Below are 19,388 nucleotides of genomic sequence, written 5' to 3'. Positions count from 1 at the left end.
ACGCATGCCCGCTGCCGATCTGATCCTCGCCGGTGCCGAGGTCCGCACGCTCGACCCGGCCCGCCCCGCCGCCACGGCCGTCGCCCTGCGCGACGGTGTGATCACCGCGGTGGGGACGGCGGACGACGTGCGGGACTGGCGCGGACCCGGCACGGAGGTCGTCGACCTGCACGGCGCGCACCTCGTGCCGGGCCTCGTCGACGCCCACAGCCACCCCGTGTGGGGGCTCGACATGGCGGCCGGCACCGACCTGTCGGGGGTGACGGACCTGGCCGGACTGCGCGCGGCGCTCGCCGGGGCCGAGCGGGTGGACGGCTGGGTGGTGGGCCACGGCCTGGACCACAACGCGTTCGAGGGCCGCCCGGTCCACCGCGAACTGGTGGCGGACGTCCTGGGGGGCACCCCGGCCTTCCTGCGCCTGTACGACGGCCACTCCGCCCTCGCCAACGAGGCCGCGCTGGCCGCCGCCGGGGTGACCGGGCCGCGCGCCTTCGACCAGCGCGCCCAGGTGGTGTGCGACGCGGCCGGCCGGCCCACCGGGCACCTGGTGGAGCACGCGGCGATGGACCTGGTGGCGGACGTCGTCCCCCGGCCCTCGTACGCCGAACGGCGGGCGCGGCTGCTGGAGTTGCTGTCCGCCATGGCCGCAACCGGGCTGACCGGCGCGCACGTGATGGACGGCGGCGACCTGGACCTGGTGGCGGCGGTGGCGCGGGAGACGGTGCTGCCGGTGCGGCTGCGGTTCGCACCCTGGTGCATGCCGGGCGCGGACGCGGACGCCCTGCGGGACCTGATCGAGGCGCAGGGCAGGGGCGGCCGGCACTGGGTGGTCGGCGGGGTGAAGTTCTTCATGGACGGCACCGTCGAGGGCGGCACCGCCTGGCTGGACCACCCCGACTGCCACGGCCAGGGCACCGACGCGTTCTGGCCGGACCCGCGGGCGTACGCCGAGGCGGTGCGCACCCTGCACGCCGCCGGTGTCCGCACGGCCACGCACGCCATCGGGGACGCCGCCGTCCGGCACGTCCTGGACACCGTGGCCTCCCTGGGCCCGAGCGGGCACGGCGCACACCGGATCGAGCACATCGAGACGGCGCCCGACGAACTCCTGCCCCGCTTCGCGGAGTTGGGGGTCGCGGCCTCGTTGCAGCCGCCGCACACCGGCTACACCCGTGCCGACGGCACCGACGAGTGGTCGCGCCGGCTGGGCGGTGACCGGGCCGTCCGCGCCTGGCGGCTGCGGGACCTGCGGGAGGCCGGGGCCACGGTCGCCCTCGGCTCGGACTGGCCCATCGCGCACTACGACGTGCGGGCCGTACTGGCGACGGCCCGCCGGCCCAAGGGCGCGGCGGCGCACCGGCCGGGCCTGACGGCGGTGCAGGCGCTGGAGGGCTGCACCAGCCATGCGGCGGCCGCCGCCGGCGAGGCGGATGTCGCGGGCCGGATCGCGCCCGGCCGCCGCGCCGACCTCACCGCGCTGTCCGTGGACCCCGTGCGGGCGTCCGTCGACGAACTCACCGACGCGCCGGTGGTGTTGACGGTGACCGGGGGGCAGGTGGCGCACCGGGACCCGTCGGCACCGACTCGGTAGGATCGTCGTACGGCATCGCGTGTCGGTCACCGGCCGGGTGAGGCATGGAGGTGCCCGTGAGATTGCCCTCGGAGGCATTCCACTCATGTCAGTCGAGTTGAACCACACCATCGTCCACGCCCGGGACAACCGGGAGTCCGCCGCGTTCCTGGCCCACGTCCTCGGGCTGGAGACCGGGCCCGCGTGGGGCCCGTTCGTCCCGGTCGCCACGAGCAACGGGGTGACCCTGGACTTCGCCACCGTCCCGGCGGAGTCGATCGTCATGCAGCACTACGCCTTCCTCGTCTCCGACGAGGAGTTCGACGCGGCCTTCGCCCGCATCCGGCAGGCCGGGATCACGTACTACGCCGACCCGCAGCGGAAGCAGCCGGGCGAGATCAACCACCACCACGGCGGCCGGGGCGTGTACTTCATGGATCCGGCCGGACACGGCATGGAACTCATCACCCGCCCCTACGGCAGCCACGCGCAGCCGGCCGGGTCCTGAGCGGACTGGGGGGCCGGGACCGGCGTCCCGGCCCGCCCGGACCGGCCGCCCCGGGTGGCGGCACGGCACACTGTGGGGGTGCACGACTACCCCCTGGTCGACCAGGACCCCGCTCCGCAGTGGTACGGCCGGCTGCGGGTGCGGGCCGACGACCTCTCCCCCGCCGACTGGCTGAGCCGGTCGGGACCGGGCGCGCTCGGCACGGTGGCGGGCGTCGCCGCGCCGGGCTTCGCCGCCTACGCGCGGATCCTGCACCCGGCCCGGCTGGACGAGCGGCCGGTGCGCTGGTCGGCGGTGGCCGCCGCCCACGGCACGCGCGTCACACCGGTCACCCGCTGGCACGAGGTGATCGGGGCGGAGCAGGACCACGCCCACCGCTGCGACGGTCTGCCCGGTGTGTGGGACGAGCATCCCGGGGAGGGTCCGACCCCGCCGGACGTCGCACGGGCGCTGCTGCCCGTCCTGGCCCGGCACACGGGCACCCCGGACCGGTGCTGGTTCGGGCTGTGGTGCGGCTACGGCCGCTGGGACTGGGGCCGGTTCGGTACGTTCGCGACGCCGGGCCGGGACGAGGTCCTGCTGGCGGGACGGCTGGCCGACGCCGTCTCCCCGGTGACGCTGGACGAGTTCGCCGAGCTTCCCGACCTGTGGTGGCCGCAGGACCGCGCCTGGATCGTGGGCGGGGACGTGGATCTGGTCAGCACGTACGTCGGCGGTTCACCGGAGCTGATCGCCGGCCTGCTGGCCGCGTCCGGCCTGGAGGTCCATCCGGTGTCACCCGGCGGCCCGGTCGGCTGAGCGGCACCGCCGCGCCGGCCGGCTCCGCCTGCTGACGCCGGAAGCGGGAGGCCGCCGGCGGCGGCCTCCCGCGTTCCCTCGCCGTGGAGCGGTGGCTACGGCGTCACGACGCTGCCGCCGAAGGTCACGGCCAGGCGGCCGTCGGAGGCGAAGGACCAGCCGAGGGCGCCCGCGTACGAGGAGCAGCGGGAGCCGTTGGTGCCGGTCCAGAACTGGTTGGAGCTGTCCGCGTTCCCGACGGTCTTGTCGTTGGAACCGCCGCCGGCGAAGCGGCAGGAGGTGTCCGTCCGGAACACCGAGGTCCCCGCGTCGAACGAGAAGTTGCGCTGGGCGTTGTCGATGCCGACGTTGTGGGAGATCGTCATGCTGCCGGGGTTGCTGTTGTAGGTGAACCCGTGGTGCCCGTTCTTGTACGCGATGCTGTGCTGGACGACGTGGTTCACCGCGATGTCGTCGCCGCCGAGCTTGTAGCCGTTGCGGTCGCCGTTGGAGTTGACGGTGCCGTCGCTGAGCGTGCCGTTGCCGTACGACAGGGAGTACTCGATGGTCACCGGGCCGATGGCGCCGGTCCCGGTCTTGGTGTACAGGTCCCAGCCGTCGTCGATGTTGTGGTGGGAGACGTCGTAGCGGAAGACGTTCCCGGTGCCCGTGGTGAGCTTCGCGGCGAAGCCGTCGGCGTCCTCGCCGTCCGAGTCGGCGTTGTCGTGCGACTCGGAGCTGACGATCAGGTTGTTCGACGGCCACTGGGAGCTGGGGGTGGTGGAGGCGATGCGGCCGAGCTGGAGGCCGGTGTCGCGGTTGTAGGCGGTCACCACCCGCTCCACGACGTTGTTGCTGCCGCCGACGTAGATCCCGTTGTCACCGGCGTGCTGGACCGTCAGGCCGTACAGCCGCCAGTAGTCGGCGAAGAGCTGGATGCCCCGGTTGGCGGGACTCTCGCTCTGCGCCGAGAAGTTCAGCACGGGCTTCTCGCCCGGGTAGGCGGACAGCGTGGTGCGGGCGCCTGAGGTGCCGTTGCTGCCCGCCGGGATGGTGATCGTGGAGGAGTAGTCGTACGTCCCGCCGCGCAGGTAGATGGTGCCGCCCGGGGTGATCCGGCCGATGGCCGAGGTCAGGGTGGTGGGGGCGGACTCCGTGCCGGCCGCGCCGTCGGTGCCGCTCGGTGACACGTACAGGACGGTGCCGGTGGCGGCCGTGGTCACGTCGGCTTCGACGTAGTCGAGGTTGGGCAGGCCGCCGGCGGTGGTCGGGGTGAGGCGGACGGTGTTGCTGCCCGCCTTGACCGGCACGGTGAGCGTCTTGGTCGTCCAGGCGGACCAGGCACCGGTGGTCTCGAACGACGCGGTGGCCGCCGTCGTGCCGTTGACCGCGACGGTGGCGGGCCGCGCGGCGGTCGTCCCGTTGGCGAAGCGGATGCCCAGGGTCGCGGTGCCCGCACTGGCGGCGTTCACGGTGAACTGGGCGTAGGCGCCCGAGGCGTTGGTGCCGTTGCAGAACCCGCTGCCGGAGTAGCCGGTCCAGTCGGAGTCGATGGTGCCGGTGCAGACCGCGGCGGAACTCTCGGCTTCGACGAGGGTGCCCGCGCTCGGTCGAAGTGGGGAGCCGGGGACGGTCGTGGCGGCCCCGGCCGTGGTGCCGGACAGCGCGACGAGCGCGCCGGCGAGCAGACCGGCGCATGCGAGGGCTGGTCTCTGGTGCATCGGTGTGTCTCCCTGCGGGTTGGCCCGGCTGTAGGGTGAACGCTGACGGAAAGCGCTTTCCCTTGGACCTTCCCGACGGTAGGGAAATGCCATGCACGCGTCAACGGTCGCGTACATGATTCATATTCAGATGACTGAACTCATGGGCTGCTGCCGATAGTTACTCGCCAGGGGCCAGCGTGCGGGCCACCACGGCCGCCGCGTCGGCGATCAGCGCCTCGTCCACGGCGGCGTCCGGTGTGCTCCTGCCGGACAGGACCGCGAGCACGACGGGGGTCCGCCGGGTCGTCCAGGCCACGCCGATGTCGTTGGCGGTCGCGTAGTCGCCGGTACCGGTCTTGTCCGCCACGACCCACTCCTTCGGCAGCCCCTTGCGGAACCGTGCCGAACTGGTGGTGTTGCCCTTCAACCAGCCGACGAACCGCTCGCGGTCGGCGCGGACCAGCGCCCGGCCCAGGGTGAGGCGCTCCAGGATCGCGGCGATCGCCTCCGGGGTCGAGGTGTCGCGCGGGTCCCCGGGGACCGCGGTGTTCAGCTCCGGCTCCCACCGGTCGAACCGGCTCACCTCGTCGCCGAGCGAGCGGTGGAAGCGGGTGAGACCGGCCGGACCGCCCAGCTCCCGGAGCAGCAGGTTGCCGGCCGCGTTGTCGCTGTACTGGATCGCCGCCGCGCAGAGGCCGGCCACGGTCATGCCGGTCGCCAGGTTCTCCTCCGTGCGCGGGGAGTTGGGCAGGAGGTCGTGCGGCGGGTAGTGCACCACCCGGTCCAGCGGCGCGCGTCCGGGCCGGTCGCGCAGGACCGCCGCCGCGGCGAACGCCTTGAACGTCGAGCACGTCGCGAACCGCTCCCCCGCCCGGTGGGACAGGGTCCGCCCGGTACGCACGTTGCGCGCGTACACGCCGAGCCGGGCGCCGTAGCGCCGCTCCAGCTCGGCCAGTTCGGCCTGCGCGGTGCGTGATCCGGCGTCCGGACTCGCGGAGGCTGCGGGTGCGGGAAGCGAGGTGGCGGCCATGGCGGCGCCGGGGAGCGCGAGGCCGGCCCGGATCAGGCGGCGGCGCGGCAGCCGGGTGGGGCGGTCGAGGTCGGTCATGGGGTGAGGTCCTTCCAGGCAGGGCCCGTCATCGGGGCCGGTCAGCCGGCTCGGCCGGCGCAGCCGGTCAGCGGGCTCGCGGCGGCGTCCGCTCCGGCACCGGTCCGCGCCGGCCGTTGTCGGCGGGTACAGCGAAACAGCGGGAGGCCACTCATGTCCAAGAGAGAACTTTGAAGGTCCCATACCTTATTGATATGAGTGCGGGGTGGATCTCCTGGCACACCTAGAGGCGTACGTGGCGACGGCCGACGAGTCGAGCTTCTCCCGGGCCGCCGACCGGCTCGGGATAGCCCAGCCGCTGCTGAGCCGTCGGATCAAGACGCTGGAGGACCACTTCGGTGGCTCGCTCTTCGACCGGTCCCGGCGGCAGATCGCGACCACCGAGCTGGGCGTGCTGCTGCTGCCGTACGCCCGTGACGTGCTGGACCGGGCGCAGCGGCTGCGGCAGGTCGCCCGCTCGGCCCGGCGGTCCCGGGTGTGCGCCGTCGGTGTCCCCGCGGACTGCTCCCCCGCCGCGCTGGCCCGGGCCCTCCGCGCCGGCGCCGAGCACGGGATCACCCTCGGCATGCGGGAACTGCCGCCCCTGGAGCGGGTCTCCGGACTGGCCGACGGTGCGCTCGGGTACGCGCTGGTACGGGTCCCTCCGGAAGGCGCCGCGTACCGGGTGCCGTTGGGGCTGGCGTCCGCGCCGGTGCCGGAGGGCGGCGAGAGCGGGGCGGCACGGCGTACGGTCCATCTGGAAGAGCTGCGGCCGCGCCGTGGCCGCGCCGCCGGACCCGGGGCACCGCCGCCCGTGCTGCTCCTGGCGGAGGACCAGGTGCCGTGCTTCGACGACCGGTTGTATCGCGCCGCCGCGCGCGCCGGACTGCCCGAGAGCCGGATACGGCCGGCCGGACCGGGGGCCACCGCGCTCGCCGAGACACTGGCCGGGAGCGCGCTGCTGCTGTGCGCCGAGCCGTTCGCACGGCAGCACGGGGCCCGTTGGCGCCCCCTCGCCGACCCCGCCCTGCACCGGGGCTACGACGTGAGCGCCGCCCCCGTCCGCGACCGCGCGGGGGCCGTCCCGGACTGGCTGGCCACGCTGCTGGCGGCGGCCGTGGGCGCGGCTCCTGTCCGGCGCGGGGGGCCCGGGCCTGGACCGGGACCCGGTGACGAGGACGTTCGCGCGCGGCTGGCGGCTCGCGGATGAGCGACTGGCGGCTCGCCCGCGAGCAGGGCGGGGGCTTGCGGATGGACGGGGCGGGAAGCTCGCGCATGAACACAGCAGACGGCTCGCCGGTGCACGGGGCAGGCTCCTCACCGGAAGAGACACGACCGACCGCTCCCCGGCGGACCCGGCAGGCGTCGTGCCGTGCGGTTCAGGTGACGGCACCACGGGCGGGGCGCCGATGAACGCCCCACGCTTCTCACCGATCGGCACGGCACCTGCGCACCCGCCGGCGTACGTCGGCGACGACCGGGCCCTTCTCGATGTCGCCGAGGCCATCGCCGCGCAGTGGGCGGCGCTCGGCGTCCGTGGCTCCTTCCTCGCCCGTCACCTCGACACCGGCGAGCAGCTCGGCTTCGACGTCGAGGAGTCGACTCCCCTGGCGTCGGTGGTGAAGGTCCCGCTCGCTCTGGTCGTGCTGGACCGGATCGAGAAGGGCGGCCTCGACCCGGCGCACCCGGTCACGGTGGATCCCGGCACCAGCAGCGTCGGCCCCACCGGGCTCGCCGCGTTCCGGTACCCGGCCACCGTGGCCGTCGGCGACCTGCTCGCACTCATGCTGTCGGTGAGCGACAACGCCGCCGCGGACGCGCTGCTCGACCTGGTGCCGGTGGCGGACGTCGACGCGCGGCTGCGGGCCTGGGGCTGCGACGGGATCCGGATGCGCCACCGGATGAACCACCTGTACGAGTGCGCCGCCGGTGCCGCCGGCAACGACTTCTCCCTCGCGCTGGAGCTGGCCGTCCGGGACGAGGGGACGGGCCGCCACACCATCGAGACCCTGGATCCGGCGCAGGCCAACGCGGGCTCGGCCGCCGCGCTCATCGGCCTGCTGGAGCGCGTGTGGTGCGACGGGATCGCCGGTCCCGGGGCGACGGCGGAGCTGCGGCGGCTGATGGGGCTCCAGGTGTTCACGCAGCGGCTGGCGAGCGAGCTGCGGACGGACACGCTGCGGTGGAGCGGGAAGACGGGCACGTTCCTGCACCTCCGGCACGAGATCGGGGTCGTCGAGGCGGAGTCCGGGGAGCGGGTGGCGATCGCCGCGCTGACCCGGGCGGGGCGGCGGGCGGGGCTGGCTCCGGACATCGACCTCGCGATCGGCGTGGCGGGGCGGGAGGCGTTCGAGGCGTTGCGGAAGTAGGCGGCGGTTGCGCGTCGGCGCCGCCGTGGCTGTCGCGCCCCCGGGGGGGCCGTACCGGACATGGTCCCGCGCCGCCGGCGGGCGTGGTCCGGACCGGTGTCCTGGGACACCGGTCAGGGCAGCAGTCGTTGTTCCTTCGCCACCGCCACCGCGCCCGCCCTCGTGTCCACACCGAGCTTGTCGTAGACGCGCCGCAGGTGGGTCTTCACCGTGGCCTCGCTGATGTAGAGGGCGCGGGCGATGGCGTGGTTGGACAGGCCCCGTGAGAGGTGGGTCAGGATGTCCCGTTCGCGGGGTGTGAGGGTGGGGCGCGGGTTGCGGAGGCGGGACATGACGCGGTCGGCGACCGGGGGCGAGAGGGCCGGGCGGCCCTGGGCGGCGGCGTGGATCGCCGTGAACAGGTCCTCGGCGCGCTCGGCCTTCAGCAGATAGCCGGTGGCGCCCGCGTCGACGGCCCGGGTCACGTCGGCGTCGGTGTCGTACGTGGTGAGGACCAGGACGTGCGGGGCGGACGGCTCGGCGCGCAGCCGGCGGGTGGTCTCGACGCCGTCGATGCCCTCGCCCAGTTGGAGGTCCATGAGGACGACGTCCGGTGCGGTCTTGCGGGCGAGGGCGAGCGCCTCCTCGCCGCTGCCGGCCTCGCCGACGACCTCGATGTCCGGGGCGCTGTGCAGCAGCGCCAGCAGTCCGGCGCGTACGACGGCGTGGTCGTCGCAGACGAGGATGCGCACCGGTGCCGGTGCGGTCGTGCCGGGGGTGTGGGTCATCTCGGCTCCAGCGGGATCGCCGCGGACAGCGCGGTGCCCTCGCCGGGCGCCGACTCGATCGTGAGGGTGCCGCCCAGCTGGCGCAGGCGGGCACGGATGGCGGGCAGGCCGTGGCCGCGTACCCCGGCCGGGGCGGCCGCGGTGGCGGGCGGGATGCGCGGGGCCCGCGGGTCGAAGCCGCGGCCGTCGTCCGTGACGTCGAGGACGATCTGGTCGTCCAGGCAGGTCAGGGTGAGGGTCGCGGTGGTGGCCGCCGCGTGCTCGCGGACGTTGGCGAGGGCGCCCTGGGCGATGCGCAGCAGGGCCGACTCCACGGGGGCGGGCAGCGGGACGGGCGGGCTGCCCTCGGTGTGGACGCGGACGGTGAGCGCCGGTGTCGTCTCCCGCTCGGCGACGGCACGCAGGGCCTGGAGCAGGCCGCCGCCCTCGGCCAGGTCGGCCGGGGTCAGGTCGTGGACGAAGCGGCGGGCCTCGGCGAGACTGCGCTCGGCGATGGCCGCGGCCGTGCGGACGTGGTCGTGGGCGGTGCCGGGCGCCGTGTCCCAGAGGCGGTCGGCCGCCTGGAGCAGCATGCGCTGGCTGGACAGGCCCTGGGCGAGGGTGTCGTGGATCTCCCGGGCGAGCCGTTCGCGTTCGGCGAGGGTGCCCTCGCGGCGCCCGGTGGCGGCGAGTTCGCGCCGGGTGCGGACCAGGTCGTCGATCAGGGCCTCCTGGCGGGCCGCCTGGCGCTGCATGACGACGAACACGGTGGTGGCCACGGCGGCCACCGCGGGCGGTGCGAGCAGCACGTTCGGGTCGGGCCAGCCGGCGAGCCGCAGCTGGGTGGCCACCGCCAGCGCGGTGAGGAGCGCGACGAGCGGGATCGCGGCGCGCGGCGGGAGGGTGCGCAGACCGGTGTAGAAGAGCGGGACCGCGCACCAGGCGAAGCTCGGGGCGAGGACGACGAGGAGCGCCCAGGCGGCGACGACCAGGCCGAGCCAGGTGAGGCGGCGCGGGGTCGGCCGGGTGCCGAGGGCGGGCCCGAGGACGTAGAGCGCGGCCAGCAGCGCGGACAGGGCGATCACCCAGGGGGTGTGCGGTCCGCCGGTGTGCCGGGCCAGGTAGCGGGCGGCGGACGCGGACAGCAGCACGAAGAAAGCCGTGTGCATGACGACGGTGAGTGCACGGGTGTCGTCGCGCTCGGGCACGGCCACCGCAGGCACCTCCCTCTCCGCGCTGAACTGGGCAAACACGCTCCATTGTGCCCACGCCCCGACTCTTCGGTGTCATCCGATCGGATGACACCCGGGGCATCCGGTCCGGCGACGGAAGCCGGCCCGCACCGGGCGGAGGATCGGTTCCGGGAGCGACCCCGCCCCCGGCCTCGCCTCTACCGGAAGGTTCCCCAGCATGCCCAGCCGCAAGAAGCCGTCCCTGCGTACCCGCGTCCTCGTCGGCGGCGCCGCCCTGGCCGTCGTCGGTGCCGGTGTCGCCGGCACGGTCGCCGCCAGCGCCGCAGACTCCACGGACGCCACGCCCGCCGCCGCTCCCGTCGCGGCCCGGAACGGCGAGCTGACCCAGAGCACGCACCTCACCCTGGACGCCGCGACGAAGGCGGCGCGTGCCGCGGTCGAGGCGGCCGAGAAGGACGGCCGGCACGTGTCCGTGGCCGTCGTCGACCGCAACGGCAACACACTGGTCACCCTGCGCGGGGACGGGGCGGGCCCGCAGTCGTACGTGTCCGCCGAGCGCAAGGCGTTCACCGCGGTGTCCTGGAACGCGCCGACCTCGGAGCTGGCCGGGCGGCTGGCCCAGGCGCCGACGCTGAAGGACATCCCGGGCACGCTGTTCCTCGCGGGTGGTACGCCGGTGACCGCCAAGGGCGCCCCGGTCGCGGGCATCGGCGTCGCGGGCGCCCCGTCGGGCGACCTGGACGAGCGCTACGCGCGCGCGGGCGCGGCGGTGCTGGGCCGCTGACGCGCCCGGTCCCGCCTGAACGCGGGACGTCCGGGTCCGCCCAGCAGGGCGGACCCGGACGTCTAGTTCATCGGGTCGGGCGTGGGAACCGGTCGGTCAGACGAGGTCGAAGCGGTCCGCGTCCATGACCTTGGTCCAGGCGGCGACGAAGTCCTCGACGAACTTCTCCTTCGCGTCGTCGCTGGCGTAGACCTCGGCGAGCGCGCGCAGCTCGGAGTTGGAACCGAAGACGAGGTCGGCGCGGCTGCCGGCCCACTTCACCTCGCCGGTGGCGGCGTCGCGGCCCTCGAAGGTGGTCTGGTCCTCGGAGGTCGCCTTCCACGTCGTACCCATGTCGAGCAGGTTGACGAAGAAGTCGTTGGTGAGGACGCCGGGCGTCGTGGTGAGGACGCCGAGCTGCGACTGCTGGTGGTTGGCGCCGAGGACGCGCAGGCCGCCGACGAGGACGGTCATCTCCGGGGCGCTCAGGTCCAGCAGGTTCGCCTTGTCGAGGAGCAGGTACTCGGCCGGCAGGCGGTTGCCCTTGCCGAGGTAGTTGCGGAAGCCGTCCGCGGCCGGCTCCAGCGCCTCGAAGGACTCGACGTCGGTCTGCTCCTCGGTCGCGTCGACGCGGCCCGGCGTGAAGGGCACCCGGATCTCGTGGCCGGCCTCCTTGGCGGCCTTCTCCACGGCGGCGGCACCGCCGAGGACGATGAGGTCGGCGAGGGAGACCTTCTTGGCGCCGGAGGAGGCGTTGAACTCCTGCTGGACGTTCTCCAGGGTGCGCAGCACCTGGGCCAGCTGGTCGGGGTCGTTGACCTCCCAGCCGCGCTGCGGGGCGAGGCGGATGCGGGCGCCGTTGGCGCCGCCGCGCTTGTCGCTGGCGCGGAACGTCGAGGCGGACGCCCACGCGGTGGTGACGAGCTGGGACACGGACAGGCCGGATTCGAGCAGCTTGGTCTTCAGGGTGGCGATGTCCGCGTCGTCGATCAGCTCGCCCTCGCGCTCCGGCAGCGGGTCCTGCCACAGCAGCGTCTCCTGCGGGACCTCCGGGCCGAGGTACAGCGACTTCGGGCCCATGTCGCGGTGGGTGAGCTTGAACCAGGCGCGGGCGAAGGCGTCCGCGAACTCCTCCGGGTTCTCGTAGAACCGGCGCGAGATCGGCTCGTAGACCGGGTCGAAGCGCAGCGCGAGGTCGGTGGTCAGCATCCGCGGGCGGTGCTTCTTCGACGGGTCGTGCGCGTCCGGGATGATCTCGGGGGCGTTCTTGGCGACCCACTGGTTGGCGCCGGCCGGGCTCTGCTCCAGCTCGTACTCGAACTCGAACAGGTTCTTGAAGAACCCGTTGCTCCACTGGGTCGGGGTGCTGGTCCAGGTGACCTCCAGGCCGGAGGTGATGGCGTCCCCGCCCTTGCCGGTCCCGTAGGTGCTCTTCCAGCCCAGGCCCTGGTCCTCCAGCGAGGCGGCCTCGGGGTCGGGGCCGACGTTGTCGGCGGGGCCGGCTCCGTGGGTCTTGCCGAAGGTGTGGCCGCCGGCGATCAGGGCGACGGTCTCCTCGTCGTTCATCGCCATGCGGCGGAACGTCTCACGGATGTCGCGGGCGGCGGCGATCGGGTCCGGGTTGCCGTTCGGGCCCTCGGGGTTGACGTAGATCAGGCCCATCTGCACGGCGGCGAGCGGGTTCTCCAGCTCGCGGTCGCCGGTGTAGCGCCTGTCGTCCAGCCAGGTGGTCTCGGGACCCCAGTAGACGTCCTCCTCCGCCTCCCAGACGTCCGCGCGGCCGCCGGCGAAGCCGAAGGTCTCGAAGCCCATGGTCTCCAGGGCGACGTTGCCGGTGAGGATCAGCAGGTCGGCCCAGGAGATGCTCTGGCCGTACTTCTTCTTGACCGGCCACAGCAGACGGCGGGCCTTGTCGAGGTTGCCGTTGTCCGGCCAGCTGTTGAGCGGGGCGAAGCGCTGCTGGCCGGCCCCGGCGCCACCGCGGCCGTCACTGATGCGGTAGGTCCCCGCGCTGTGCCAGGCCATACGGATCATCAGCGGGCCGTAGTTGCCGAAGTCGGCGGGCCACCAGTCCTGCGACGTCGTGAGCACCTCGGCGATGTCCCGTTTCACGGCCGCGAGGTCGAGCGACTTGAAGGCCTCGGCGTAGTCGAAGTCCTCGCCGAGCGGGTTGGCCACCGCCGGGTTCTTCGCCAGGATCTTCAGGTTGAGCCGCTCCGGCCACCACTGGCGGTTGCCACCACCCTGGGCCGGGTACAGGGCCCGGTCGTGCGCGACGGGGCAACCGCCGCTCCCCTCCTCCGACTTCGCGTCTGTGACGATCGCGTCGTGGTTCTCAGTCATGGCAATCCTTCCGAACTGTGCGGAACTCGGTGCTCAGGAACGGCGGCCGGTGGAACAGCCGGGGCACAGGCCCCAGTACACGACCTCGGCCTCGTCGATGGCGAAGCCGTGGTCGTCGGCGGCGGTCAGGCAGGGCGCGTCGCCGACGGCGCAGTCGACGTCGGCGACGGCGCCGCAGGACCGGCACACGACGTGGTGGTGGTTGTCGCCCACGCGTCCCTCGTACCGGGCCGGGTGGCCGGCCGGCTCGATACGGCGTACCAGACCCGCCGCGGTCAGCGCGTGAAGGGCCTCGTAGACGGCTTGCAGGGAGATGTGACCTACGCGATCGCGGACCCCGGAGGCGATCGCCTCGACGCCGAGGTGGTCGCCGTCCCGGACGGTCTCCAGCAGCGCGACGCGGGCTGCCGTCACGCGCAGGCCGGCACCGCGGAGCTCCTCGGCGATGGTCGGGGTCGGGGAGGCGGTCATGCCCCGAACCTATCCTCATAAACACGAGGGATTCAATAAAACGAACGGTGCAATTTTGGCCGAGTGCCGTCGCCCCCCGCCCACTTCCGCGCCCCCCTTCCGCCCGCCGCACCACTCGCCGCGCATTTGCAAGCGCATACACCCATTTCGGCCGATCGAGGGCCGGTTCAGGGCATTCCCGCATCATCGTGCCCCGGCTGGGCGCGATCCGCGCGGCGAGCCGAACGGTCCCCCTAACCGGTGACTCGGTGCGTGCCACGCACACCCCCGGTGCGCGCCGCGCGGGGGATGAGCCCGCGCGGCACATGAACCCGCCCGAGCGAGAAACCCGGAGCCCGTCATCGAGGTGGCCGTCGAGAGGGACGCTCATGGACCTGGACGCCGTCGCCGACGAGCTGTACGGGCTGCGGCCGGAGGAGTTCGTGGCCGCCCGCGACCGCCGCGCCCGGGACGCCCGCAAGGCCGGTGACCAGGCCCTCGCCCAGGAGATCGGCGCCTTGCGACGGCCGAGCCTGGCCGCCTGGGTCAGCAATCTGCTGGTGCGCCGGCAACCGGAAGAGGTCCAGCCGCTGCTCGGCCTCGGCGAGGAGCTGCGCCGCGCGCACCGCACGCTGAACGGGGCAGAGCTGCGCAGACTGGCCCGTCGGCAGAACGAGGTGATCGGCGCGCTGGGACGGCAGGCCCGGCAGCTGGCCGCGCAGGCCGGGCATCCGGTGGGCGAGGGCGTCCAGCGCGAGGTCGAGGAGACCCTGCACGCCGCGCTCGCCGACCCGGACGCCGCGCGGGAATGGGCGGCGGGGCGGCTGGCGAAGCCGCTCGGCTCGGCGATCGGGTTCCCGGCGGCGGACGAGGCCCTGCTCGGCGGCCGGCCCGCGCCCGGACCGGGGAAGCCCGCCCGGGGCGAGGGCCGCGGGGACGGCGGGGGCCGGCCGGGGGGCGAGGCCCGCGAGACCAGGGGCCGGGAAGCGGGCAAGGCTCAAAAAGAGGACAAGGCCGGGGAAGAGGTCAAGGCCGGGCTGGACGAGGAGCGGGAGGCCGAGGAGCAACGCCGACGTGAGGCCGAGGAGCAACGCCGACGTGTCGCCGACGCCCGTCAGGCCGAGCGGGAGCTGCGCGCCCACGAGGAGGAGGCCGACGCCGCCGCACGGGCGGCGGAGGAGGCCGGCGCGCGGCTGGCCGACGCGCAGCAGCGGGTCCGTGAGCTGCGGGACCGGCTCCGGGACGCCGAGGCGGAGCAGCAGCGGGCGCGGGCCGCGGAGCGGGACGCGCGGGACCGGGAACGGCAGGCCGGCCGCGCGGTCCGGGAGGCCGGGCGCCGCGCCGAGCAGGCCGCCGCGCGGTTGGGACGGACGGCCACGGGTGCGGGTTCCCGTGACTGACGGCGTGGTCCTTCGACGGCTCCGGGTCCCTCCCCCGGCCTGTCGCGACGAGCGAGCCGAGGGGGACCGGCACGGCGCCGGCCCCCTTCGGCGACGGAAGACCTACCGGCCGTGACCGCCACCGCCGTGACCACCGTGGCCGTAGCCACCGTGACCGTAGCCATAGCCGCCGTAGCCGTAATCCCCATGGCCATAGCCGCCGTGGTCATAACCGCCGTAGCCGTGATCGCCGTACCAGCCGTAGTCCTCGACGTCGTACCGGACGTTGTCGTAACCCCGTCCGTAGCCTCGGTGGTCACCGTGGTCGCTCACGGTGTGGTGGGCTGCCGCCGGAGCGGCGGAGGCCGACGCCGCGGCGCCGCCCAGCGCGAGGGCGAGACCCGCAACGGCAGCCAGAGGCCACTTCGCAAAACGCATAACCAGTCTCCTCTACAGAGTTTCTGATGTTCTGTCAGACGGGACGGACGCGAGAGGCCGTCAGATCACCGACCCTGTCCGTTTCGCCCCTTTATTGCCCTTTCAACCGTGCGTCGGCCGGAAGGGAGGGGCAAGCGCCGAGAGGGGTAGTGGCTCTACCACCCGGTTCCACCTCCCCGCGTTGCCGTACGGTTGCGGCACTTTTGAGGCGGTATGAAAATGGAGTCGCCCTCTTGTTGGAGGTGACCGATGTCCGTACACGGTCCATCCCTCACCCACCGTGGGCAGACGCTCGCGGAGCGGGGCCCGGGACCGGTCAGGGTCACCCTGTCGGTGAACGGCGTGGAGCGTTCCCTGGAGATCGAGCCCCGCGTCAGCCTTCTCGACGCCCTGCGCGAGCACCTTTCCCTCACCGGCGCCAAGAAGGGCTGCGACCAGGGAACCTGCGGGGCCTGCACCGTCTGGGTGGACGGCACCCGCGTACTGGCGTGCCTGACGCTCGCCCTGACGTGCGAGGGACGTGCGGTCACCACGATCGAGGGGCTCGCGGAGGGCGACGAACTGCACGCCATGCAGCAGGCGTTCATCACCGAGGACGCCTTCCAGTGCGGCTACTGCACGCCGGGCCAGATCATGTCGGCCGTGGCACTGCTCAAGGAGGGCCACGCCGGCGACGACGCCGAGATCAAGGAGTGGATGAGCGGCAACATCTGCCGGTGCGCCGCGTATCCGCACATCCGCGCGGCGATCCGCGCCGTCCGCGACGCTCGCGACACCCCCGACGCCCGCGACGGAACCTAGGAGCCCCGCCGTGCAGCCGATCACCTACGCCCGGGTCACCGATCCCGCGACCGCGGTGGCCGCCGTCAGCGCCGATCCCACCAGTGACTTCCTCGCCGGCGGCACCACCGAGATCGATCTGCTCCGCCAGAACGTCCTCCATCCCCGGCGGCTCGTGGACATCAATCACCTTCCGCTGACCGGCATCGAGCCGACCCCGGAGGGCGGCCTGCGCATCGGAGCCCTCGCCCGGATGAGCGAGGTCGCCGCGTCACCCGTGGTGCGCGAGCGCTTCCCGCTGATCTGCCAGGCCCTGGAGCTGGGCGCCTCGGCACAGCTGCGCCACATGGCGTCGATGGGCGGCAACCTGTTGCAGCGGGTGCGGTGTTCGTACTACCGGGACGCGCGGTCACCGTGCAACAAGCGCGATCCGGGCACGGGCTGCTCGGCGCTCGACGGGTTCAGCCGCGGCCACGCCGTCCTCGGCACCAGCAGGCACTGCATCGCCGCTCACCCTTCGGACGTGGCCGTGGCGCTGATGGCGGTGGACGCGCGGGTGCGCACCCTGGCCCCCGGCGGCGAGCGGACCTATGCCTTCGAGGAGTTCTTCCTGCTGCCCGGCGACTCCCCGCACCGCGAGCACCCGATGGAGCACGGTGAGCTGATCACGGCGATCGAGGTGCCCGCGATGCCCGTGGCCCGCCGTTCGCTGTACCTGAAGGTCCGGGACCGCGAGAGCTACGAGTTCGCGCTCGTCTCGGTGGCGGCCGCGCTGTCCCTCGTGAACGGCACGGTGGCGGACATCCGCGTGGCACTCGGTGGCGTCGCCACGAAGCCCTGGCGGGCCCAGCGGGTGGAGGACTTCATGATCGGCGCCCCCGCGAAACGCGTCAACTTCGCCCAGGCGGCCCGGGCCGAACTGGCCGCCGCCCGGCCGACCTCCATGAACGCCTTCAAGGTCGAACTCGCCCAGCGCGCCGTCGTGCGCGCCCTGGAGACCCTCACCGACGGCGGTACCGGGGGCCCGGCATGACGACCGCGACGGCGATCGGACAGCCCCTCGACCGCGTCGACGGCCGGTCGAAGGTCACCGGGAGCGCCCGCTACTCCGCCGAGACACCGGTTCCCGGCACGGCCTACGCCTGCCTGGTCGGCTCCCGCGTCGCGAGCGGTCGCGTGACCGCGATCGACACGAGCGGCGCGCTCGCGGAGGACGGTGTGCTCGCCGTCCTCACCCACCGGAACCTGCCGAGGATCGCGGAGCAGCCTCCGCTGATCCCCTCGCTGGCCGGCACCGCGGCGCCCGGCCAGACGTTCTTCCCGATGCAGGACGACGTCGTCCACTACGCGGGCCAGCACATCGCGATCGTCGTGGCCGACTCCTGGGAGCGGGCCCAGCACGCGGCGAGCGTCCTGCGCGTGCGCTACGAGGAGACGCCGCCGGTGATCACCCTGGACCAGGGCCGCGGCCGGGCGTACGTGCCGGAGCGCATCTTCGGCGGCTGGCTGCCGGGCCGTGTCCGGCGCGGCGACTGCGAGGCGGGCCTCGCCGAGGCGGACGTACGGGTGGACGCGACGTACACATACGCCGCGAACCACCACAACCCCCTGGAGGCGTCGGGCACCACCGCCGTGTGGGACGGCGACGAGCTGCTGCTGTACGACGCGACCCAGGGTGTCAACGCCACCCAGATCACCGTCGCCCGGCTGCTCGGCATCCCGCTGTCGAAGATCCGGGTCGTGTGTCACTACGTGGGTGGCGCGTTCGGCTCCAAGGCCATGGTCCACGACCATGCCGCGCTGGCCGCACTGGCCGCGCGCGAGGTCGGCAGGCCGGTCAGGCTGGTGCTGACCCGCGAGCAGATGTTCACGTCGGTCGGGCACCGCGAGGAGCAGGAGCAAACCATCGCCCTGGGCGCGACGCGTGACGGCCGGCTGACCGCGATCAGGCACCACAAGCTGTCGCCGACCTCCCACTTCGACGACTGGGCCGAGCCGTCCATCGGCGTCTCCTCGGAGATCTACGCCTGCCCCGACTTCGACGGCGTGTACCGCGTCTTCCGGGCCAACACGATGACCCCGACGTTCATGCGGGCGCCCGGCGAGGCCAGCGGCATGCTCGCGCTGGAGTGCGCGATGGACGAACTGGCCGGGCGGCTCGGCATGGACCCCGTCGAACTGCGCCTGCGCAACCACACGGACGTCAGCCCCTCCTCGGGCCTGCCCTGGTCCAGCAGCGGGCTGCGCGAGTGCTACGAACGGGGTGCCGCCCGCTTCGGCTGGGCGGGCCGCGACCCTCGGCCGGGTGTGCGGCGCGAGGGGAACTGGCTGATCGGGACGGGCATGGCCAGCGCCGGCTACCCGGTCGCCCCGCCCGCCAACCCGCAGCGGGCGCGGGCCCGCCTCTACGCCGACGGCACCGCGGTCGTCCAGGCCGCCACCCCCGACTTCGGCACGGGTGTCGCCACGGTCATGACCCAGGTCGCCGCCGACGCCCTGGGCCTGCGGGCAGACCTCTGCCGGTTCGAGTACGGCGACACCGACCTGCCCACCATCGCGGCCGCGGTGGGCTCCGCGGGCGCCGGCATGATCAGCGCCGCCGTGCACAGTGCCGGGACCGCCCTGCGCGACCAGCTCGTCGCCCGGGCCGTCGCCGACACCGGCTCCCCGCTGTACGGCGCCGACCCGGCCGGCGTGGTGGTGCGCGACGGGGTGATGACGGCCGGGACGGCGTCCGAGTCGTACGCCGAGCTGCTCCAGCGCGCCTTCCAGCCCGACGCCGAGGCGCTCGGCGTGTGGGGTCCGCCGGGCCGGGACTCCGGGTTCGCGACGATGACGTTCGGTGCGCAGTTCGCCGAGGTGGCCGTCGACCCGGAACTGGGCCAGGTCCGGGTGCGGCGCATGACCGGGGCCTTCGCTCCCGGCCGGGTGCTCAATCCCAAGACGGCCCGGAGCCAGCTCATGGGCGGCATGCTCTGGGGCCTCGGCCAGGCGCTGCTGGAGGCCAACCACATGCACCCGCGCACCGGGCACTGGGCCAACGCGAGCCTCGGCGAGTACCTGGTCGCCGTCAACGCGGACGCGCCCGACGTCGACGTGGAACTGGTCGAGGTCGACGACAGCGTGGTGAACCCGCTGGGCGTCAAGGGCGTCGGGGAGATCGGTCAGGTCGGCGCCGCCGCCGCGATCGTGAACGCCGTCCATCACGCGACCGGCCGCCGGGTGCGGCGTATCCCGGTCACCGTCGAGGACCTGCTGTGACGACCGGACGGGCCGGGCCGC

General features: G+C 73.8%; 17 protein-coding genes. 10 read left to right on the top strand and 7 right to left on the bottom strand.

The genetic code is table 11. The features are described from left to right. The first annotated feature begins 4 nt into the window (after positions 1-4). From AB0947_RS16490 to AB0947_RS16480, 3 genes are all read left to right on the top strand, one after another. Entirely contained in the window at positions 5-1,591 is a 1,587-nt protein-coding gene (locus AB0947_RS16490) for an amidohydrolase family protein (RefSeq protein ID WP_366751032.1), read from the top strand. 85 nt (positions 1,592-1,676) lie between these two features. Next, positions 1,677-2,078 carry a VOC family protein gene (locus AB0947_RS16485; protein WP_366751031.1) on the top strand — a complete coding sequence of 134 codons (402 nt, stop codon included), beginning with the start codon at positions 1,677-1,679 and terminating at the stop codon, positions 2,076-2,078. Positions 2,079-2,156: 78 nt separating this feature from the next. After that, on the top strand, positions 2,157-2,876 hold the full coding sequence (locus tag AB0947_RS16480; protein ID WP_366751030.1) for a hypothetical protein: 720 nt from the start codon (positions 2,157-2,159) through the stop codon (positions 2,874-2,876). A 95-nt stretch (positions 2,877-2,971) separates the two neighbouring features. Here the strand turns inward: AB0947_RS16480 and AB0947_RS16475 are convergent, their stop codons facing one another. Further along, on the bottom strand, positions 2,972-4,576 hold the full coding sequence (locus tag AB0947_RS16475; protein WP_366751029.1) for a carbohydrate-binding protein: 1,605 nt from the start codon (positions 4,574-4,576) through the stop codon (positions 2,972-2,974). Positions 4,577-4,736: 160 nt separating this feature from the next. Next, complete coding sequence (gene bla / locus AB0947_RS16470; protein WP_366751028.1) at positions 4,737-5,666, bottom strand: class A beta-lactamase; 930 nt, start codon at positions 5,664-5,666, stop codon at positions 4,737-4,739. Between the two features lie 205 nt (positions 5,667-5,871). On the opposite strand from bla, the gene AB0947_RS16465 reads away from it, so the two are divergent. Together AB0947_RS16465 and AB0947_RS16460 are read left to right on the top strand one after the other, a co-directional pair. Further along, complete coding sequence (locus AB0947_RS16465) at positions 5,872-6,855, top strand: LysR family transcriptional regulator (protein ID WP_366751027.1); 984 nt, start codon at positions 5,872-5,874, stop codon at positions 6,853-6,855. Between the two features lie 199 nt (positions 6,856-7,054). Further along, entirely contained in the window at positions 7,055-8,014 is a 960-nt protein-coding gene (locus AB0947_RS16460) for a serine hydrolase (protein WP_366751026.1), read from the top strand. Positions 8,015-8,127: 113 nt separating this feature from the next. On the opposite strand, the gene AB0947_RS16455 is transcribed toward AB0947_RS16460, so the two are convergent. Next, positions 8,128-8,781 carry a response regulator transcription factor gene (locus AB0947_RS16455; RefSeq protein WP_366751025.1) on the bottom strand — a complete coding sequence of 218 codons (654 nt, stop codon included), beginning with the start codon at positions 8,779-8,781 and terminating at the stop codon, positions 8,128-8,130. Next, entirely contained in the window at positions 8,778-9,929 is a 1,152-nt protein-coding gene (locus AB0947_RS16450) for a sensor histidine kinase (protein WP_366751209.1), read from the bottom strand. Before AB0947_RS16450 ends, AB0947_RS16455 begins: the two co-directional genes overlap by 4 nt. A 241-nt stretch (positions 9,930-10,170) precedes the next feature. Between AB0947_RS16450 and AB0947_RS16445 the strand changes: the two genes are divergently transcribed. After that, positions 10,171-10,737: a heme-binding protein gene (locus AB0947_RS16445; protein ID WP_366751024.1), complete on the top strand. Its 567-nt coding sequence runs from the start codon at positions 10,171-10,173 to the stop codon at positions 10,735-10,737. Between the two features lie 96 nt (positions 10,738-10,833). Here the strand turns inward: AB0947_RS16445 and katG are convergent, their stop codons facing one another. Beyond that, entirely contained in the window at positions 10,834-13,059 is a 2,226-nt protein-coding gene (gene katG / locus AB0947_RS16440) for a catalase/peroxidase HPI (RefSeq protein ID WP_366751023.1), read from the bottom strand. Positions 13,060-13,092: 33 nt separating this feature from the next. Beyond that, on the bottom strand, positions 13,093-13,530 hold the full coding sequence (locus tag AB0947_RS16435; protein ID WP_366751022.1) for a Fur family transcriptional regulator: 438 nt from the start codon (positions 13,528-13,530) through the stop codon (positions 13,093-13,095). A 368-nt stretch (positions 13,531-13,898) separates the two neighbouring features. On the opposite strand from AB0947_RS16435, the gene AB0947_RS16430 reads away from it, so the two are divergent. Then, complete coding sequence (locus tag AB0947_RS16430) at positions 13,899-14,909, top strand: hypothetical protein (protein WP_366751021.1); 1,011 nt, start codon at positions 13,899-13,901, stop codon at positions 14,907-14,909. Between the two features lie 102 nt (positions 14,910-15,011). Here AB0947_RS16430 and AB0947_RS16425 read toward each other — a convergent pair whose 3' ends face one another. Beyond that, positions 15,012-15,326 carry a hypothetical protein gene (locus AB0947_RS16425; protein ID WP_366751020.1) on the bottom strand — a complete coding sequence of 105 codons (315 nt, stop codon included), beginning with the start codon at positions 15,324-15,326 and terminating at the stop codon, positions 15,012-15,014. Positions 15,327-15,575: 249 nt separating this feature from the next. Between AB0947_RS16425 and AB0947_RS16420 the strand changes: the two genes are divergently transcribed. Genes AB0947_RS16420 through AB0947_RS16410 form a run of 3 tightly spaced genes read left to right on the top strand, consistent with a single transcriptional unit; the run spans position 15,576 to position 19,367 of the window. Then, the gene (locus AB0947_RS16420; protein WP_366751019.1) at positions 15,576-16,127 is read left to right on the top strand and encodes a (2Fe-2S)-binding protein; all 552 of its coding nucleotides are present in this window, start codon (positions 15,576-15,578) and stop codon (positions 16,125-16,127) included. 10 nt (positions 16,128-16,137) lie between these two features. Beyond that, positions 16,138-17,139, top strand: coding sequence for a xanthine dehydrogenase family protein subunit M (locus AB0947_RS16415; RefSeq protein WP_366751018.1), 1,002 nt, complete (start codon positions 16,138-16,140; stop codon positions 17,137-17,139). Continuing rightward, positions 17,136-19,367: a xanthine dehydrogenase family protein molybdopterin-binding subunit gene (locus tag AB0947_RS16410; protein ID WP_366751017.1), complete on the top strand. Its 2,232-nt coding sequence runs from the start codon at positions 17,136-17,138 to the stop codon at positions 19,365-19,367. Before AB0947_RS16415 ends, AB0947_RS16410 begins: the two co-directional genes overlap by 4 nt. Positions 19,368-19,388: the final 21 nt, after the last annotated feature.

It is taken from the genome of Streptomyces sp. NPDC047841 (assembly GCF_040704085.1).
Taxonomy (GTDB): Bacteria; Actinomycetota; Actinomycetes; order Streptomycetales; family Streptomycetaceae; genus Streptomyces; species Streptomyces argyrophylli.
Note: the sequence above shows the minus strand (reverse complement) of the source record. Positions and strands in the feature narration are given on the sequence as shown.

Excerpts from the sequence above, each read along its gene's own strand:
- AB0947_RS16490 (WP_366751032.1), top strand. The coding sequence starts at position 5 with ATGCCCGCTGCCGATCTGATCCTCGCCGGTGCCGAGGTCCGCACGCTC.
- AB0947_RS16485 (WP_366751031.1), top strand. The coding sequence starts at position 1,677 with ATGTCAGTCGAGTTGAACCACACCATCGTCCACGCCCGGGACAACCGG.
- AB0947_RS16475 (WP_366751029.1), bottom strand. The coding sequence starts at position 4,576 with ATGCACCAGAGACCAGCCCTCGCATGCGCCGGTCTGCTCGCCGGCGCG.
- bla (WP_366751028.1), bottom strand. The coding sequence starts at position 5,666 with ATGACCGACCTCGACCGCCCCACCCGGCTGCCGCGCCGCCGCCTGATC.
- AB0947_RS16460 (WP_366751026.1), top strand. The coding sequence starts at position 7,055 with ATGAACGCCCCACGCTTCTCACCGATCGGCACGGCACCTGCGCACCCG.
- AB0947_RS16455 (WP_366751025.1), bottom strand. The coding sequence starts at position 8,781 with ATGACCCACACCCCCGGCACGACCGCACCGGCACCGGTGCGCATCCTC.
- AB0947_RS16450 (WP_366751209.1), bottom strand. The coding sequence starts at position 9,929 with ATGCACACGGCTTTCTTCGTGCTGCTGTCCGCGTCCGCCGCCCGCTAC.
- AB0947_RS16445 (WP_366751024.1), top strand. The coding sequence starts at position 10,171 with ATGCCCAGCCGCAAGAAGCCGTCCCTGCGTACCCGCGTCCTCGTCGGC.
- katG (WP_366751023.1), bottom strand. The coding sequence starts at position 13,059 with ATGACTGAGAACCACGACGCGATCGTCACAGACGCGAAGTCGGAGGAG.
- AB0947_RS16435 (WP_366751022.1), bottom strand. The coding sequence starts at position 13,530 with ATGACCGCCTCCCCGACCCCGACCATCGCCGAGGAGCTCCGCGGTGCC.
- AB0947_RS16430 (WP_366751021.1), top strand. The coding sequence starts at position 13,899 with ATGGACCTGGACGCCGTCGCCGACGAGCTGTACGGGCTGCGGCCGGAG.
- AB0947_RS16425 (WP_366751020.1), bottom strand. The coding sequence starts at position 15,326 with ATGCGTTTTGCGAAGTGGCCTCTGGCTGCCGTTGCGGGTCTCGCCCTC.
- AB0947_RS16420 (WP_366751019.1), top strand. The coding sequence starts at position 15,576 with ATGTCCGTACACGGTCCATCCCTCACCCACCGTGGGCAGACGCTCGCG.
- AB0947_RS16410 (WP_366751017.1), top strand. The coding sequence starts at position 17,136 with ATGACGACCGCGACGGCGATCGGACAGCCCCTCGACCGCGTCGACGGC.